A 19,259-nucleotide genomic window follows, 5' to 3' on the forward strand; every position below is an offset into this window, starting at 1 on the left:
AAAAAATGCTTTCCTCAAATGTAGCATTTAGGAATTTAAAAAATTAATTTTGCATTTGTAAACTATCAACATAATCAGCACTCTTTTGGAAACACTTCTCTACAAAAACACACAAATTTCGTATTCTGATTCTGGAAAAGGAACTGCAATAGTCTTGCTACACGGTTTTTTGGAAAACAAAACCATGTGGGATGTTTATGTTTCCGAACTAAGCAAAAAAAACCGAATCATAACCATAGACTTATTAGGACACGGCGAAACCGAAAGTTTGGGATATATCCAAACCATGGAAGAAAATGCCGATGTGGTTCACGAAGTTTTATCGAAATTGAGAATTCGAAAAGCCATTCTGGTTGGACATTCTATGGGTGGTTATGTTGCTTTGGCTTTCGCCGAATTGTATCCCGAGAAAATGAAAGGATTGGTATTGCTCAACTCCACTTCCAAAGAAGACAGCTCCGAAAGAAAGAAAAATAGAGACCGTGCCATCAAAGCGGTTAAAAAAGATTACGAAACTTTCATCAGACTTTCGATTGCCAATTTGTTTAGTGAAGAGAACCGAGAAATCCTTATCAAAGAAATCGAAGAAGTAAAAATTCAAGCTTTGAAAACACCATTGCAAGGAATTGTTGCCTCACTTGAGGGAATGAAAGCTAGAAAAGACAGAGAATTTCTTTTACACACTACAACTTATCTAAAATTATTGATTCTAGGAAAAAAAGATCCTGTTCTCAATTACGAAGAAAATCTGGAACAAATAAAAGACACCGATGTTGAATTGGTTACTTTTCCCGATGGACATATGAGTTCTATTGAAAATCAAGATGAATTAGTTACTGTTTTAACTTCTTTTATCAAAAACATCTAACATACCGTTTTTCAAATATCCTTTCTCAACCAGCTCTTCTTTACAAAGCAGATGATGTGCCTTACCTTCTTTGAGTAAAACCAATTTGTTTGACACTTTGATTATATTTTCATAATTATGATCAGATATAATAATCCCTTTAGTATTAGAATTCTCAACTATTAATTCATTCACTTTTTCAACCATTAAAGGAGATAAACCATTATAAGGCTCATCTAACAAAACAAATTTTGAAGAATTATTGAGAATGATTTTAATTTCTAAATACCGTAATTCTCCCCCTGACAAATGAGAAACTTTCTTTTCTAACATTGTCACAATGATTTCATCTGCACAAAACTCTAAAATCCTCTCCTTCGGAACTGATAATTGTATTGCTTTTTTAACTGAAAACACATTAGGGATAGAGTTATCCTGAGGCAAATAACTAATTTCAGCAAACAAATCCTTGGTAGAAACTTTGACAATCCCATCAATCCTAACAAACTTAAAATCAGCAGATGTAATCCCAAAAATAATTTTTAGCAAAGTTGACTTACCTGAACCATTTCTGCCAAGAAGCCCAATAATATCATTTGTTTCGCATTTTAAATAAACATCTGACAATATATTTTTATTGTCAAAAGATTTCTGAACGCTATCAATCTCTAGTAAATGCTTTTTCAAAATAATTTCCTTATCAAATTAAAAACAAAAGAGCAAATTGCTAAAAAAACAAAAGTAAAAAACCATGAATATACCCAAAGCTGTATTTTGGAAATTGTATTGTTGAAATAAAACACATACTCATTTTTGGCATTAACTTCTTTGAAAAACAAACTTAAAGCAAAACCAAAAGTAAGCACTGAATAATTAAAGGCTATCAATCCTCCAAAAAGAAAAACAAAAAAACTCACAGCGAAATTAATCGCAAGAGTACTTTTAAAAAACTCAAATAGATTACTCCATTTTCTATTCATCCCATTATATAATTTTCTCCTCAAACGGAATTGTCACATCCAATATTTCATTCAATAACAAAACAATTTGTTCCAAATAGCTAGCCTGAATTTCAGTATTAATAATCGCTACACTTTCTTTTTCTTCTTTAAAATTAAAAGGCAAAAATCCCGATTTTAAGTTTTTAAACGAAATAATTCCTGCTTCAATAGGTTTCCCTTTCGCATTTTCTTCATACATATAAGTGTATGCCAGAACCTGAATAATTTTGTCGTTTTTAATATCGTCAGTCAGTCCTTTCCAAGATTTAAGCGTAACATTAGTTTTTTCGACTTTGCCCGTTTTGTAATCAATGATTCTGATGATTCCGTTGCGTTCTTCAATCCTGTCCACATTTCCTCTTATCAAAACAGGAAAAGGTAAACTTGGATGCTCTACCATTCTATCAAAAGTCTTTTCAAGCTCCAGAATCTTTATGGCGTCACCGTTCTTGATGCTTTCCAATTCCACTTTTAGGAAATTAAAAACATTTCGTTTTGCCACTTCAAAAGCCAATAGATTTCTTCCCTTTTTTATTTCTCCTTCTTTGTAAACTACTTTGAATTGAATCAAGACTTCGGAGTCAATTTTCTTAATACAATTTTCAATGTCTTTCTCAGAAATAAATTTCCCTATAAAAGGATCATATAAAACCTTTAAAGTCTCGTGAATAATAGTTCCCAAAGTATTCAAGGCAATATTCTCCTCTACTTCTTCAACTTCACTGATCCTCAAAATCTTTTGAAAATAAAACTGAATCGGATTCCTTATATAACTCGTCAATGCTGAAGGAGAAAATCCTTTTCCTGCTATTTCTTTCAAACGAGCCATTACCATCTCCGATTTTGGAATTACCATTGGTGAATAAGCCGTGTCAGGCAAGACTGCATTGTAAATTTCGTGGGTTAAAGTATGATTAGGCTGTTTCTCTACCTCCAATTGAGTAATGAAACGACTTTTCTCTCCAGCATCCAAGCCTTCACTTTCGGTATTATACAGTAAATAAATGTTTTTTGCACGTTGTAGTAAATGATAAAAGTGATACGTATAGATAGCATCTTTCTCTTTAAAAGTAGGCAATCCCAATTCACTCTTTACATCATAAGGAATAAAGGAGTTTTGTGATTTACCAGCTGGAAATTTACCCTCATTCATAGAAGTGATAATAACTGTCTCAAAGTCCAAAACCCTACTCTCAAGAACACCCATAATCTGCAAACCATTTAAAGGCTCCCCTTCAAAAGAAACTTCAGCCAAATCAATAACTTGCTTATAAATTGCATACAAAGTATCAATCGTGTCAATTTCTTTGTGCTTTGAATAGTAATTAATCAGTTTATTAATTACTTTGAAAATAGCATAGACAAAAGTTTTGGCTATTTTTTCCTCTTCATTTTCATTGCTCAGATTATTTTTAATTTTAAGCAATAAACTTGAGATTATTTCTAAAACACCAATAGAACCCGTTTCCCATTTTCGAAATACAAGCAAAAATAAATCACTGGTATTATCATTTAATTCAAATAATTTATGATGACTGATAAATGTGTAGTTGTTTTTATTGATGATTCCAACCAAAGCACTTGTATTAGCATAAGGCTCAATTAACGGATGCGTCAATATATCCAACACATCTTTATAATAAAAAACATAGCTGCTATTGCCTCTAGATAATGCATTGGTGTGCATTTTAAACAATTTGGCAATAAGAATTTGTGCTGGATTATTTTTGCTTGAATATCCCATCGTAATATTCAAAGCCCCTACAGAATTAGACAAAGAGTACAACAGTGGAATCAACAAATTTTCTTCTCCCAAAACAATAGCCACTTTATCCAAGGAAGTATTTGGATTTTCAATGCTGATATTTTCTATGATACTTCCTGCAATCTTGGCCTGACCAATAGTTTTTGGTGTACCAATAACTTGAATATTTTTAGTAGCCGAAAAATCATCAACAATCCATTCAAAAGGATGTGATTTATAATGCTTCCAGCTTTCTTTAAAACGACGCACAAATAACCCGGCATCATGGTAAGGATCATTTAGAAATGTTTGATCAGCATCCCAATAGATCTTGGCCTGATCTGAAGCAATAAGATGTTGAATTATTTTCTCCTCAGAAGCGTTCAAAGCATTAAAACCTGCAAAAACAAAATGTTTCCCTTGAATTGATTTTGAAAATTTATTGATGTTTCTTACTGCTTCCCGATAAATCAACCCTTGATATCCAATTCCTTTTTCAAACAAATGCTCATAAAGAGATTGATAGTATTTAGGCAATAATTTCCAAAAATCAATGTAGTTCTCTAATAACTGGGTTTTATTTTCTACTTCAATCCCCCATTTCTTAATATCTTCAATATCTTTCAAGTAGGATAAAACATGATTTGGATCTAACAGATAACGATCGATTTCATTAAAATCTTGAAGTAAAGTTTTAGCCCAGTTTGCGAAAATTTCAAATGACTGTTGGTTCTTTTTTTCTGTAATTGAAAGATACACTTGATAAAACTCAAATAACAATTCTATGGGATCAATAGTTCTTATTTCCGCAATACTTTGAACAAAATCTTCAATGCTGATAATTTCTGGCGAAAACATATTTTCTTCTGTTTGCTTTTTTAATGCTTCAATAAGAAATATTTTTGCCCGTTTGTTTGGTAACACCACTATAGTCTCAGTAATACTATTATGATACTCTGTTATTATTACAGTTGCAATTTTATCTAAAAAAGAAATGTTCGTCATTTTATAAATATAAAAAAAGCCATTCAATTAAGAATGGCTTTTTAAAATTATTTAGAGAATTGATTACAATTTACCTTCGTATATTGTACCTATGTGTCTAATCTCAGTTCTTCTGTTTAATGCTCTACCTTCTTTAGTTTTGTTAGTAGCAACAGGTTTAGATGAACCGTAACCAGCTGAAGTCAAGTTAGCAGGATTAACACCTTTTTCAATTAACTTATCCATAACAACTTTAGCTCTAGCTTCAGAAAGTTTTTGGTTTAATTTAGCGCTACCTGTGTTATCTGTATGACCTTCGATAGCAAATTTAGCGTTAGGGTAGTTTTTAAGGATTTCTTTAATCGCTTCCAATCTACCATCTGTAGCTCCTTTATCAGCAGTCTCAAGTACAGCTTTACCAGTTACGAAGTAAACCGCTCTAGCTTGAACTTTAAGTTCTTGCAATACTTGCTCAGTTACTTCAGGACAACCTTTGTTACTTGCAGGACCAGGTACTGTAGGACAAGCATCATCTTTATCTAACACACCATCTTTATCAGCATCCAAATCAGGACATCCACCATTTGAAGCAGGACCTGCTTCTTTAGGACATTTGTCTGAAGCATCAGTAATACCATCACCATCTGTATCAGGACAACCTTGGAATTGTTTCAATCCAGCCACTGAAGGACAAGCATCATCAGGATCTGCTACACCGTCACCGTCTGTATCAGGACATCCTTGGAATTCAGCTGGACCAGCAACAGTAGGGCATTTGTCTTTAGAATCTTCGATACCATCAGCATCTGTATCAGGACAACCGTTGAATTGTTTTAGACCTGCTACTTCTGGACAAGCATCGTCTTTATCATAGATTCCGTCTCCATCAGTATCTTTAGCACCAAACTTGAAAGTAAGGCCAGCAGAATATTGAGTGTAAGAAGGTGCATCAGGCGTATTAGTACCAGCATACGTTCTATCTCCAAAAGATTTTTTGTAAGTACCCAACAAAGAAAGACCTACGTTTTCAGTAAACCAAAAATTCACTCCAACTCCAGGATTTACAGTTCCATAACTCTCGTCACCTAAGAAAGTATAACCTCCACCAACGCTTAATGTAGGCTCAACTACTTTAGATTTTATTAATTCCATGAAACTGTACGTAACAGTAGCATCAATACCATAGTACATTAAATCACCAGGATTTACAGCTACATAATCATTAGGTCCATTGAAAGTTTTTCCAGGAACAGCTACAACAAATTTATCAATTTGATTGATAGACCCTGTAAGTCCTACAATAAAACCACTTCCTACGTATCTTGAAACGTTGATATAAGAAACTGAAGGAAGAATATTCCAGTTATCACTTACCATAAAAGGTTGGTCAAAATGGCTCATAAAGTCATCACCAGCGCTAGATCTGTAGTCAATCGCGTTTACTCCAAAACCGATAGCCCATTTATTGTTACTGTCTTGTGCCTGAGAGCTTAGCCCCATCACCATCGTTACAGCAACTAAAAGTTTGTTAAGATGTTTCATACTTGTTATTTTTAATTACAATTAGTTAATTTCAAACAAAAGTAGGACGATTTTCTGTAACAACAAAATAAAATGTTAAATAAAACACTTCGTAAATGCAAAATTTAACAATTATATTACAGCAAGTCTCTTACCTACAGTGACAAAAGCATCGATTGCTTTGTCTAAATGTTCTTTTGTGTGAGCCGCTGATAATTGTACTCTTATCCTTGCTTTATCTTTTGGCACCACTGGAAAAAAGAAACCTATGACATACACACCCTCTCTTAAAAGTTCATTAGCCATATTTTGGGACAATTTTGCATCATATAACATCACTGGAACAATGGCAGAATCTCCTTCTACTATTTCAAAACCTGCTTTTTTCATTCCTGCTTTAAAGTAATTGGTATTCCATTCCAATTTATCTCTAAGTGTAGTATCTCTTTCTAGCAGCTCAAAAACCTTGATCGATGCTCCTACAATAGCCGGAGCCAATGAATTTGAAAACAAATAAGGTCTGGAACGTTGACGGAGTAATTCTATTATTTCTTTCTTTGCTGTCGTATACCCCCCCATCGCGCCTCCTAAGGCTTTACCTAATGTGCCTGTAATAATATCTACACGCCCCATTACACCTTTGGCTTCAAGCGTTCCTTTTCCTGTAGCTCCAATAAATCCTGCAGCATGACATTCATCCACCATAACCAAAGCATCATATTTATCAGCTAGGTCACAAATTTTATCTAACGGAGCTACTACTCCATCCATAGAAAAAACACCATCGGTAACTATTATTTTAAACCGAGCTCCCGCGTCATTAGCTTTAATCAGTTGTTGCTCTAAATCTTCCATATTACTATTTTCATAGCGGTAACGAGCTGCTTTACACAACCGAACTCCATCTATAATAGAAGCATGATTTAAACTATCTGATATAATGGCGTCCTTTTCTCCAAATAAAGGTTCAAATACCCCACCATTTGCATCAAAAGCAGCTGCATATAATATAGTGTCTTCAGTTCCATAAAAATCAGCTATCTTTTTTTCCAATGTTTTGTGGATATCCTGAGTTCCGCAAATGAAACGCACCGATGACATCCCAAAACCGTGGGTATCCATAGCGTCTTTTGCGGCTTGAACCACTTCAGGATGTGAAGACAAACCTAAATAATTATTGGCGCAAAAATTTAAAACTGTTTCGCCTGTCGAAATGGTAATTTCCGCCCCTTGTGGAGAAGTTATAATTCGTTCTTTTTTGAAAATTCCGTTTTCTTCAATAGTTTGAAGTTCTGATTGCAAGTGTTGTTGAATTTTACCGTACATTTTATTAGATTTTTAATCTTAAAGCTTAAAGGCAGACAAGCAATAAACTTCGTTATTTGACAATTTTTTATTTATTTTTACAAATGTACTACATCGATTTCGACTCCTATGTACACAAGCGCTTTTTTTAGCACTTTGAGGCCCATTTTTTCAATAGCCACTTGGTAATTTTCCAATTGATATTTATATTTTGGATTAGGGAGACCTGTTTTATAGTCCAAAAGGAAAACTTCTTTGGCCTTATTAATCACTATTCGATCCGGTTTAACAATACCTCCTTCTTTTTGAATAATTGTCTTTTCATTCAAAACTTCATTTCCTTCGGCAAAATGATCTACTAAATCCCGATGGTTAACTATTTCAATAATAGCATTATGAACAATTTTTTTTTGAAATATCGTAATTAATCCGTTTTCAATCGCTTTATTAATTGCCAACTCTACATCTTTTATTGACGCAATAAATGAAAGTATTTCGTGTATCACATTACCAAACTCTATAGCTTCCAATTGATGTGTTCCCCACATCAATGCTTCCCTTTGGGCAATTTTTATATTTTTCGGATTTAATACTGCCGAAACTACAGGAATGCTTTTGGAAGTATCAATATGTTTTTCTTTTTTAGATAACTTAGTCGAATTGCCAAATGTATATTCTAATTGATTTTCATCATAAAGGCCTTGTTGCATCAAATATTTTATAAAAAACGAGGCCATATTACTTGGATATTCCCCATCCTTTCTGGGCTTTACATTTTGAGAAATAACATACAATTGTTCCTCGGCCCTAGTTAAAGCTACATACAATACATTAACATTATCCAACAATTCTTCTTGCTTTTTCAAATTATAAACTGCAGAAGCTTCCTCTCCAAATTCTTCAATAGCACTACTGTTATCAACTAACACTTTTGGCATATCAAAATCCTGTCCTTCGGAGTTGAGCCATAACTTATCTTTCGGTTTTCTATTATAATCTTCTTCGGCAAAAGGCATTATTACAACCGGAAATTCCAATCCTTTTGATTTATGAATGGTCATTATACGAACTGCATTTGTGCCTTCTGGCGAAGGAATACTGAATTTCTCTGCATTTTTATCCCAGTAATTCAAAAAATCTGAAATTCCGGCCTGATTACGCACATCTCGTTCCAAAATAATGTCCAGAAAATACTGAACATAAGCGGTTGCCGACGATTGCGTTTCTAAATTTTCATTGGTTTTTAAAAACTTCAAAATAATTATTTCAACCGCTTCGTACAATGATTTTTTTCTAATGTTTTGAAAAGAAAGTTCTATGTTGCAGTTTTCGAGCCATTTTTCAAAAGTTGCTTCCTCCTTCAACTCCATTCCTTTGGCTATAAAATCATGAACAGGCGATTCAGTTTGTTTGTTTTGTGCCAAATATTGTAAAAAATTGGCTTTCGCCTCCAAGTCAGAACTGTTTTTTAAATATTTTAAAATGTGAATGATCAATCGAACTTCAGTCGCATTTTGAATCATCAATGTTTCAGAGGACAAAAGTGGGATGCTTTGCTCGGTCAAATAATTAGCAATAGCAATTCCCTGGCTTCGTTTTCGGGTCAGAATTACAATGTCTTTATATTCAAAGCCTTCTTTTACTACATTTTGAATAGTATTTAATGTAGCCAAAACATATAAATCCGTTTTATCCAATACGTCTTCATCCGCTTCTGAAGATTCAATTTCTGGTAGAAAAGAAATATTTACATATCCACCTACCTTATTATTTATCTTTTGACGACTATGATTTTCATATAAGTCTTTATAATCAGCATTACTAAATTCATTGGACAATAATTGAAAAAAATCATTATTGAATTCAATCACTTGGGAATAACTTCTATAATTTTTGTCTAAATGCTCTAGTCTTTTTTCTGGATTACTGAACGGATTCTGATCCTTACTCAATTCGATAAACTGCTCGGCTTTACCACCACGCCAACGATAAATAGATTGTTTTGGGTCACCTACAATCATTAAAGTTCCTTTTTGCCCAAAATCATCTTGACCTGAAAGTGCATTATCGATAAGCGGAATCAGGTTTTGCCATTGCATTTCGGAAGTATCCTGAAATTCATCAATAAAAAAATGACGGTAACGCTCTCCTAATCGTTCATATATAAAGGGAGCGGGCTGATTTTGGATTTCGCGGTGAATAATTGCGTTGAACTCAGTTATCGAAAGTACATTTTGTTCGTTCTGAATTTTTGCCAATTCATTACTAACCGTATTTAGTAATGATAACGGTGTGATGTTTTTTAAGAACGCTTTGTAGAAATTTCGCTTTTCGAAGTTTTTATAAATTTCAGCAAGACTCTTCAGTAAATCGGGGATGATATTTTCTATTAACGCTCGGTCTTTTGCCGTTTTATTGATGGCAATATCTTCGAACTCATGAAACATCTTGTTTTTAGAATTGAATTTTCCATCCACAATGCTTTGGAGATGATTAGGAAAAGTTCCTCTGGAAAATGATTTTAAATCAATTGCATTTTTATCAATTAGCAATAACAATTCAGTTGCAAGAATTGTATTTTCTTTTTCTAAATCTTTACAAACTTGAACTAATTTTTCTTTTACAGCAATAAAATCACTGATCGATTTGTCGTGAAAATGAGTAATTTCATTTCGGTTATTTTCATTCAGCACTAATTTGCCGGTTTCTAGAATTTCTCGCGAAATATCCCAAGATTTATCATCATCGGTTTTTTCCATCGTAAAATCGATGAGTAATTTAGTCAGAGTTTCGTCTTCACCGGCTTGGGCAATAATCGCGTCAACCGCTTCGATTAGTAGATTTTCGGTATCTAGAGTCACCTCGAAAGTCATAGGCAATCCTAAATCATGAGCAAAAGCACGAATTACTTTGTGGGTGAATTTATCTATAGTGGATATATCAAAAGCAGCATAATTATGAATAATGTGCTTGATGATTTGTTGTGATTTGGTTTTAATTTGAATTATCGAAAGACCTGTGTCTATGGATAAATCTTGCATTAAATCCGATGCTTTGGAATTGGGTTCGTCTTTCGCAAATTCAGACAAACTGCCTACGATTCGGCTTTTCATTTCGTGTACCGCTTTGTTGGTAAACGTTATGGCAAGAATATTTCGGTAAGCATCATTTTTGTTTGCGGTAAGAATGATCTTGAGGTATTCTTTTACAAGAGCATATGTTTTTCCTGAACCTGCGGAGGCATCGTATATGGCGAAAGAAGGTCTCTCCATTTGAATTTTAGATTGTTGATTAACGATTTTAGATTTCTGATTAACATTTAAGATTATTGAAATCCTAAATGCCCTAGCCCCGATAGTAGTGAAAATCCTTTTCTTTTTTTCCTTTAAAAAAAGAAAAGATTGCAACGAATAGCGGGAAATAGCTCCTAGAAATCACATCATCATTTTATTTGATGAAATTATAACGAAATAGAATTTTCAATTCCAAAGTTAAATGTTTAATTTTGAATAAAATATTTATAAATCATTAAACAACTATATTATGGCTTTTGAATTACCACAATTACCTTATGCGTATGACGCATTAGAACCTCATATTGATGCACGTACAATGGAAATTCACCATTCAAAGCATCACAATGCTTATACAACAAATTTGAATGCAGCTATCGCTGGCACTGATTTGGAAGGAAAAACGATTGAAAACATTTTACTTAACTTAGACTTAAAAAATACTGCAGTTCGAAATAACGGTGGTGGTTTTTACAATCACAATTTGTATTGGACAGTTATGTCTCCAAATGGTGGTGGATTGCCAACAGGTGAATTATTAGCCGCTATTGAAGCTGCTTTCGGAACATTTGAAGAGTTTAAAGCTAAATTTTCAAAAGCAGGTGTAACACAATTTGGTTCTGGATGGGCGTGGTTATGTGTTCAAAAAGGAGGTAAAGTAGACATTTGTGGGACAGCAAATCAAGACAATCCCTTGATGCCGGGAATTGGTTGTGAGGGAACTCCAATTTTAGGAATGGATGTTTGGGAACATGCTTATTACTTACACTACCAAAACAGAAGACCTGATTATATAGAAGCATTCTTTAATATAATAAACTGGACAGAAGTCGCTAGACGTTTTGCTATAGAGAAATAGAGTTCGAAAGATAATAGATTCTTAGATGATAGACGAATAGACTGAAAAGTTTATTCGTCTATTTTTTTTGATCCTTTTACCTGTTTTATTTCTTAAGACTTTATTCCAATAAAAAAGGCGGAATTTTACTTCCACCCTTTTTGCCCCAAATCTACCATAAACTTAACCTACTAAAAATTATGGTAATCAAATATACAGTGAAACAAACTGTTTTAATACTATTTTCGATGAATGCCCCAAATACTCGTTTAATTGCTAATTTACTGAATTTCAGTAAATTAAATTTATTTTTTAGCAATAAAAAAGGTGAAATTTTACTTTCACCCTTTTTGCCCCAAATCTACCATAAACTTAACCTACTAAAATTATGGTACTCAAATGTACGTTGATAATCACTTTCTTGAAAATATTTTCGATGAATGTCACAAATAAACGATTATTAACTAATTCATTGATTTTCAGGTTATTTAACTTGTTATTTTACTCTTAATTTATCTAAAGAATGCGTGATTTTATTCCAATAAAAAAGGTGAAATTTTACTTTCACCCTTTTTGCCCCAAATCTACCATAAACTTAACCTACTAAAAATTATGGTAGTCAAATATAGTTTGACATTTGTTTATTTTAAAATATACTCGACAAATTCCCTAAATACTCGTTTATTGAATAATTTATTGATTTTCAACACATTAAACTTATTGTTTCGATCTTAATTTATATGTAAAAAAAACTTGACTTAATTCCAATAAAAAAGGTGAAATGTTACTTTCACCCTTTTTGCCCCAAATCTACCATAAACTTAACCTACTAAAATTATGGTAGGCGAATATACTTTGAGATTTACAACTTTGAAAATAAAATCGATTAAACACCCACAAACCCGTTTATCGGCAAAATGGATTAATATGCTCTAGCGTCTTTTCCTTCATAAAAATTCATGAAAGCCCTGTTAACCACGCGGTTACCTCCTGGAGTAGGATAATCACCGGTAAAATACCAATCTCCTAAATTTTTTGGACAGGCAACATGTAAATCTTCAACTGTTTGAAAGATAATTTTCACTTCTGCGTTAATTTCCGGCGAGCTTAGCATTTCAGCTATTTTATCTGAAACCTCTTGAGGTGCAAACGGCTCGTATATAGCAGTCACATAATTCACAACGTCATTATCGTGATAGTCTTCCTGAGCTTTACACTTAGCATAAACTTCATCAACGATATGGTATAAGTTTCTTTCTTTTAACAACTCCAAGGCAGCTCTAAAAGCAACAAGCCCTTCTAGCTTTGCCATATCAATTCCATAACAATCCGGAAATCTTATTTGTGGTGCCGAAGAAACAATTACAATCCTTTTTGGATTAAGACGATCCATCATTTTGATAATACTCATTTTAAGAGTTGTACCTCTTACAATACTATCATCAATTATTACGAGATTGTCTGTTGGTTTTATCACACCATATGTAACATCATAAACGTGAGCCACCAAATCGTCTCTACTACTATCTTCAGTAATAAAAGTTCTCAATTTAGCGTCTTTTATGGCAACTTTTTCAGTTCTTATTTTTACAGATAGTAACTTCTCCAAAGAATCAACTGTTAACGTGTCTTTGTTTTCCAGAATGAAATTTTTCTTTCTTTGATTTAAGAAGTCTTGTGCAGCTTCCACCAGTCCATAGAAAGAAGTTTCTGCCGTATTTGGAATATATGAAAACACTGTGTTATCTGTGTCATTATCAATTGATTCTAGCACTGCCGGAAGAATTAATTTTCCCAAATTCTTTCTTTCTTGATAGATTTCGGCATCACTTCCTCTTGAAAAATAAATGCGCTCAAATGAACATGCTTTTTTAACAGTTGGAGTAAGTATCTCTTTCATAGAAACATCTCCATTTTTCTTGATGATTAATGCACTCCCTGGGTCAATTTCTTGAACGCTTTCAAATGGTACATTAAATACCGTTTGAATAACAGGTCTTTCAGAAGCTACAACCACAATCTCTTCATCCTGGTAATAATAAGCAGGGCGAATTCCTGCCGGATCTCTAAAAACAAATGCATCTCCATGACCTAATAAGCCTGCCATAGCGTATCCACCGTCAAGATTTTTTGCTGAACGGGAAAGTATTTTTGCAATATCTAAACGATCTGCAATAACTGGCGAAGCCTCTCTTTTAGAATAACCCTCAGCTTTGCAATCTTGATATAACTGCATTACTTCTTTGTCCAAAAAGTGACCAATTTTTTCCATTACCGTAACCGTATCAGCCATTTCTTTTGGATGTTGACCCAACTCAACCAGATTCTCAAAAAGCTCTTTAACATTGGTCATGTTAAAATTCCCTGCCAAAATCAAGTTTCTGTGCATCCAATTACTTTGACGCAAAAATGGATGAACGCTTTCTATACTATTTTTGCCAAAAGTTCCATAACGCACATGCCCTAAAAACAATTCTCCTATATAAGGAATATTAGCTTTTAATTCTGACATATCATCCGCGTATTCTGGATGGGCAGTCATTTCTTCGTTTATTCTATCATTTATTTGTTTGAAAACATCTTGAATCGGTTGTGCATGATTGGAACGTACACGACTGATATATCTTTCACCAGGCTCCACATCCATTTTAATACTTGCAAAACCAGCACCATCTTGACCACGATTGTGCTGCTTCTCCATCATCAAATACATTTTTTGGATACCATAGAAAGCAGTTCCGTACTTTTCTTTATAGAATTCAAGGGGTTTTAAAAGTCTAACTAAAGCTATTCCACATTCGTGTTTTAAAGCGTCGCTCATTGTTTTATTGTTTGTAGTTATTGGTATTTAATGATGTCTCAATTCTTATTACTCTAATCAAATACGATGCAAATTCGTACTCTTTCTTATAAATATTGACTGTACTAATTAAAAAAAGCCTCATATAGAGGCTTAAGAACATTATAATTCTATTTCAAACTGGGTCAGAGACTTGAACTGTTTCAATCTTGAGACTACCTCTTCTTTGTCCAAATCAAGCATTCGTTCCGTTCCAAATTTCTCTACGCTGAAAGAAGCTAAATTGGAACCATGAATAATTGCATTTTTCATATTATCGAAAGAAACATTTTCGCTTTGTGTAATGAATCCTGAAAAACCACCTGCAAAAGTATCTCCTGCTCCCGTTGGATCAAAAACCTCTTCTAATGGTAATGCCGGCGCAAAGAAAATCTCTTCACCATGGAACAATAAAGCCCCATGTTCTCCTTTTTTAATTACTACATATTTTGGTCCCATTTTATGAATTTTTGCAGCCGCTTTAACCAAAGAATATTCTCCTGAAAGCTGACGGGCTTCTTCATCATTTATGGTAATAACATCTACTCTTTTTATGATTGCCAATAATTCAGGCAAAGCACAATCCATCCAAAAATTCATGGTGTCCAAAACCACTAATTTTGGCTTGGTTTCCATCTGATCCAAAACACTGCTTTGTACTAAAGGATGAAGATTGCCCAACATCACAATTTCGGCATTTTTATAATCTTGAGGAACTTTAGGTTGAAAATCTGCCAAAACATTAAGTTCTGTAATCAAAGTATCTCTCGAATTTAAATCATTATGATACAATCCACTCCAGAAAAAAGTTTTTCCACCTTTGACAACTTCAATTCCAGAAATATCAATTTTTCTATCCGTTAACAAATCAAGATATTCTTGTGGGAAATCGTCGCCAACCACAGAAACTATAGCTGATTGCACATTAAAAAAAGAAGCTGATATCCCTATATATGTTGCTGCTCCACCTAGAATTTTATCTGTTTTTCCAAACGGAGTTTCAATTGCGTCGAAAGCTACTGTTCCAACAATCAATAATTTATTCATTATATGAGTTTCGAATTAGGGTGCAAAGATAGTCCTTAAGTTGCAATATTGCAAAGGGTAAATACCTCAAAGTTTTCACAAAAGTTTTCCCTCCTCCTTTTCATAAAAAGCATCAACGGAAAGTTGCTTTTGCATTGAAGCCATGACTGCCAATTCATCGCATCTTTCGTTTTGGGGATGATTGTTATGACCTTTAATCCATTTGAAATCGACTTTATGTTTTTTGTAAATAATTAGAAATCTTTTCCATAAATCAGGGTTCTTCCTGCCTACAAATCCTTTCTTTTCCCAACCAAAAACCCATTTTTTTTGAACGGAATCTACAACATACTTTGAATCTGAGATTACTAAAACGGATGTGTTTTCTTTTTTTAGTTTTTCCAATCCAACGATAACGGCCAAAAGCTCCATTCTATTATTGGTAGTATACCGAAAACCCTCGTAAAATTCTTTTTTATAAGGTTTGCCAACCCATTCCATTACAACTCCATAGCCTCCATTTCCAGGATTCCCTTTGGCTGCACCATCCGTATATATATGTACGTCGTATTCCAAAGTAGTAAATTAAAGATTGGAGGTAAGAAGTTTTTCAATAACCACTGGAAAATATTGCTGTTCCAATGTATGTATTTTTTCCGCTACCGATTCCGGCGTATCGTTTTCAGAAAGAGCTACGCTCTGCTGGAAAATAATATTGCCTTCATCATAGTTCTCGTTTACATAATGAATGGTTATTCCTGTTTCTTTTTCATTATTTTCAACTACCGCTTTATGAATATGCATACCATACATTCCCTTTCCCCCAAATTTTGGCAATAGCGCGGGATGTATATTTATTATGCAATTTGGATAAGCTTCAATCAAATTTTCGGGGAATTTTAACAAAAAACCAGCTAAGACAATCAAATCAGGTTGAAAATTACTAACTTTTTGTAATATTTTTCCTGAATTTAATTCTTCTTTTGAAAAAATAACGGTCGGAACAGCTAATTTTTTTGCTTTATTAAGAACTGTTGCATTCGAATTATTTGAAAAAACCGCTATCACAGTTCCTGTAGATCTATTGCCAAAATATTTTATAATATTTTCAGCGTTAGTCCCCGATCCAGAAGCAAATATCAGTATTCTTTTCATAATTCGTTTTTTTAAATTTATGCAAAAAAAGGAATAAAAAACGAAAATAAATAGATTTACGAAATCTTTGTTGAAATAAATTTTATAAATTAGTACACACATTTATTCACTAAATAGTTGTTTTAAAATAAAGTTGTTTTATTTTTGCCAACAAATTAAATTCTAAAATTAAAAGATTATGTCAGACATTGCATCAAGAGTAAAAGCGATTATCGTAGACAAATTAGGTGTTGACGAAAACGAAGTTGTAACAGAAGCAAGCTTCACTAATGATTTGGGAGCTGACTCATTAGACACTGTTGAGCTTATTATGGAATTCGAAAAAGAATTTGATATCCAAATTCCAGACGATCAAGCAGAAAACATCGCTACTGTAGGTCAAGCTATCTCTTACATCGAGGAAGCTAAAAAATAATAATGACACACCCGATTTCTAAAATTTTAAAGTTTTAAGAATCGGGTGTTATTATTTGAATTAAATTAATTTTTCGATTGAACTTCAATCAAATTATATTTACATTATAATACCCATGTCTCTTTTAGTTACTTTGTATAGTATAGAAAGCATGGGCTTTATTTGTTAAAAGATAACAAAAATAAAAACGTTATGGTTTTAAGAAGAGTTGTTGTAACAGGCCTTGGTGCTCTTACTCCCATTGGTAATAATATTGAGGAATTTTGGAATGGTCTAATCAATGGTGTTAGTGGAGCAGCTCCAATAACCTATTTCGATGCTTCAAAATTTAGAACACAGTTTGCCTGTGAAGTAAAGAACTTCAATGTTGAAGACTTTATAGACAGAAAAGAGGCAAGAAAAATGGACCGTTACGCACAATACGCTATGGTTGCTTCGGAAGAAGCTGTAAAAGATGCCGGTTTCGATTTTGACAAAATAAACAAAGACAGAGTAGGTGTTATTTGGGGTTCCGGAATTGGAGGATTAGAAACTTTTCAAATAGAGGTTCTTAATTTTGCAGCCGGAGACGGTACACCAAAATTTAATCCTTTCTTCATACCAAAAATGATTGCAGATATTGCAGGCGGTCTAATTTCAATGAAATATGGATTTAGAGGACCTAATTTTACAACGGTTTCAGCTTGTGCATCCTCAACAAACGCAATCATTGACGCTTTCAATTATATTAGATTAGGTCACGCAGACGCTATAGTAACAGGCGGTTCAGAAGCTGCTGTAACAATTGCAGGAATGGGAGGTTTTAATGCTATGCATGCCTTATCGACCAGAAATGACGATCCAAAAACAGCTTCTAGACCAATGGACAAAGACAGAGATGGATTTGTGTTAGGTGAAGGCGCTGGTGCATTAATCTTAGAAGAATACGAACACGCTGTAGCCCGTGGCGCAAAAATATACTGTGAAATTGGCGGAGGCGGAATGTCTGCAGATGCTTATCACATTACTGCACCACATCCTGAAGGATTAGGAGCTAAAAATGTAATGTTAAACTGTTTGAGAGATGCCGGTTTAGAACCAACTGATGTAGACGGTGTAAATATGCATGGAACTTCAACTCCTCTTGGTGATATTGGAGAATCAAAAGCAATTCTACACGTTTTTGGCGAACACGCTTATACAATGAATTTGAATTCAACAAAATCAATGACTGGCCACTTACTTGGTGCTACTGGAGCAATTGAAGCTATATCTTGTATTCTTTCATTAAAACATGGTATTGTTCCTCCAACAATCAATCATTTTACAGATGATGAAAACATTGACCCAAAATTAAACTTTACTTTTAACGTTGCTCAAAAAAGAGAAATGAACGTTGTTATGAGTAATACATTTGGTTTTGGTGGCCACAATGCTTGCGTTTTGGTAAAAAAATTAGATTACAAAGCATAAATGCGTATACTTAAAAAAATATTCTCAAAATCCCGTTCTCTAGAAGACGGGATTTTTTTTGATTCTATTCAACCTATTCTCGGTTTTGATCCCGTAACTCTAGAATGTTACAAAAAAGCATTTACCCATCGCTCTTCCAATCGTATCGATTTAAAAGGGAACCCTGTTAATTACGAAAGACTTGAATTTTTGGGAGACGCAATGCTAAGTGCCGTAATTGCAGCTTACTTATTTAATGAAGCTCCGCTTGGAGACGAAGGTTATCTAACCAAAATGAGGTCTAAAATAGTCAGTAGAGAACATTTAAATGAGTTAGGTAAAGATTTAAATCTGATCCAATTTGTAGAAAGCAAAGTACCAGTTCATCATTTTGGCGAAAACATTCATGGTAATATATTCGAATCTTTGATCGGAGCCATTTACTTGGACAGAGGATATGAATATTGTGAAAAATTCATCCAAAAAAGAGTAATCATCCCTTATGTTGACATTGCTCGACTCGAAGGAAAAGTAATTAGCTACAAAAGCCTTGTTATCGAATGGTGTCAAAAAGAGAAAAAACAGTTTCATTATGACATATTTGAAGACAATGGTATTGATGGTCAACGCCTATTTGGGGTAAAACTTAGTATTGACGACAAAGTAATTGCAAAAGCCAGAGCTACTTCTAAAAAGAAAGCGGAAGAAAAGGCTTCTCAACGAGCTTACTTTGCATTTCAAGAGAAAATTGACAGAAAATAACTATTCCATTATCAATACTACATCGTTTTCGTTAATAAAATATCAAAATCATAGCCGCCAAGCAACCTTTTGCGACAATAGAAATACTATATTTACAT

At 33.6% G+C, this 19,259-nt stretch carries 14 protein-coding genes; 5 read left to right on the plus strand and 9 right to left on the minus strand.

Going from position 1 to position 19,259, the window contains the following annotated elements; genetic code table 11:
- Positions 1-85: 85 nt before the first annotated feature.
- Positions 86-868 carry an alpha/beta fold hydrolase gene (locus tag DOS84_RS00725; protein ID WP_111408200.1) on the plus strand — a complete coding sequence of 261 codons (783 nt, stop codon included), beginning with the start codon at positions 86-88 and terminating at the stop codon, positions 866-868.
- Here DOS84_RS00725 and DOS84_RS00730 read toward each other — a convergent pair.
- The 5 genes from DOS84_RS00730 to DOS84_RS00755 all read right to left on the minus strand — a co-directional run bounded on the left by DOS84_RS00730 (position 842) and on the right by DOS84_RS00755 (position 10,674).
- Positions 842-1,534 carry an ATP-binding cassette domain-containing protein gene (locus DOS84_RS00730; RefSeq protein WP_111408201.1) on the minus strand — a complete coding sequence of 231 codons (693 nt, stop codon included), beginning with the start codon at positions 1,532-1,534 and terminating at the stop codon, positions 842-844. The genes DOS84_RS00725 and DOS84_RS00730 overlap by 27 nt on opposite strands.
- A gap of 297 nt (positions 1,535-1,831) precedes the next feature.
- Entirely contained in the window at positions 1,832-4,597 is a 2,766-nt protein-coding gene (locus DOS84_RS00740) for a PD-(D/E)XK nuclease family protein (protein ID WP_111408203.1), read from the minus strand.
- A gap of 63 nt (positions 4,598-4,660) precedes the next feature.
- Positions 4,661-6,118, minus strand: coding sequence for an OmpA family protein (locus DOS84_RS00745; protein WP_111408204.1), 1,458 nt, complete (start codon positions 6,116-6,118; stop codon positions 4,661-4,663).
- A 111-nt stretch (positions 6,119-6,229) separates the two neighbouring features.
- Positions 6,230-7,423, minus strand: coding sequence for a glycine C-acetyltransferase (gene kbl, locus DOS84_RS00750; protein WP_111408205.1), 1,194 nt, complete (start codon positions 7,421-7,423; stop codon positions 6,230-6,232).
- Between the two features lie 77 nt (positions 7,424-7,500).
- Positions 7,501-10,674 (minus strand): UvrD-helicase domain-containing protein, encoded by a 3,174-nt coding sequence (locus tag DOS84_RS00755; RefSeq protein ID WP_111408206.1) that lies wholly within the window; start codon positions 10,672-10,674, stop codon positions 7,501-7,503.
- Between the two features lie 271 nt (positions 10,675-10,945).
- Between DOS84_RS00755 and DOS84_RS00760 the strand changes: the two genes are divergently transcribed.
- Complete coding sequence (locus DOS84_RS00760; RefSeq protein ID WP_111408207.1) at positions 10,946-11,554, plus strand: superoxide dismutase; 609 nt, start codon at positions 10,946-10,948, stop codon at positions 11,552-11,554.
- Between the two features lie 901 nt (positions 11,555-12,455).
- Here the strand turns inward: DOS84_RS00760 and DOS84_RS00770 are convergent.
- From DOS84_RS00770 to purN, 4 genes are all read right to left on the minus strand, one after another.
- A complete protein-coding gene (locus DOS84_RS00770) occupies positions 12,456-14,354 on the minus strand; it encodes an amidophosphoribosyltransferase (protein WP_111408209.1) in 1,899 nt (632 codons plus the stop codon).
- A 141-nt stretch (positions 14,355-14,495) separates the two neighbouring features.
- On the minus strand, positions 14,496-15,419 hold the full coding sequence (locus DOS84_RS00775) for a PfkB family carbohydrate kinase (protein WP_111408210.1): 924 nt from the start codon (positions 15,417-15,419) through the stop codon (positions 14,496-14,498).
- Between the two features lie 75 nt (positions 15,420-15,494).
- Positions 15,495-15,974 carry a ribonuclease HI gene (gene rnhA / locus DOS84_RS00780; protein ID WP_111408211.1) on the minus strand — a complete coding sequence of 160 codons (480 nt, stop codon included), beginning with the start codon at positions 15,972-15,974 and terminating at the stop codon, positions 15,495-15,497.
- A gap of 9 nt (positions 15,975-15,983) precedes the next feature.
- A complete protein-coding gene (gene purN / locus DOS84_RS00785) occupies positions 15,984-16,553 on the minus strand; it encodes a phosphoribosylglycinamide formyltransferase (RefSeq protein ID WP_111408212.1) in 570 nt (189 codons plus the stop codon).
- A gap of 178 nt (positions 16,554-16,731) precedes the next feature.
- Here purN and DOS84_RS00790 point away from each other — a divergent pair, with 178 nt between their 5' ends.
- The 3 genes from DOS84_RS00790 (at position 16,732) to rnc (ending at position 19,161) form a co-directional block, all read left to right on the plus strand.
- The gene (locus DOS84_RS00790) at positions 16,732-16,968 is read left to right on the plus strand and encodes an acyl carrier protein (protein ID WP_007137004.1); all 237 of its coding nucleotides are present in this window, start codon (positions 16,732-16,734) and stop codon (positions 16,966-16,968) included.
- A 192-nt stretch (positions 16,969-17,160) separates the two neighbouring features.
- Positions 17,161-18,420 (plus strand): beta-ketoacyl-ACP synthase II, encoded by a 1,260-nt coding sequence (fabF, locus tag DOS84_RS00795; protein ID WP_111408551.1) that lies wholly within the window; start codon positions 17,161-17,163, stop codon positions 18,418-18,420.
- Complete coding sequence (rnc, locus tag DOS84_RS00800; RefSeq protein ID WP_111408213.1) at positions 18,421-19,161, plus strand: ribonuclease III; 741 nt, start codon at positions 18,421-18,423, stop codon at positions 19,159-19,161.
- The last annotated feature ends 98 nt before the right edge of the window (positions 19,162-19,259 follow it).

It is taken from the genome of Flavobacterium aquariorum, assembly GCF_003254745.1.
GTDB lineage: Bacteria > Bacteroidota > Bacteroidia > Flavobacteriales > Flavobacteriaceae > Flavobacterium > Flavobacterium aquariorum.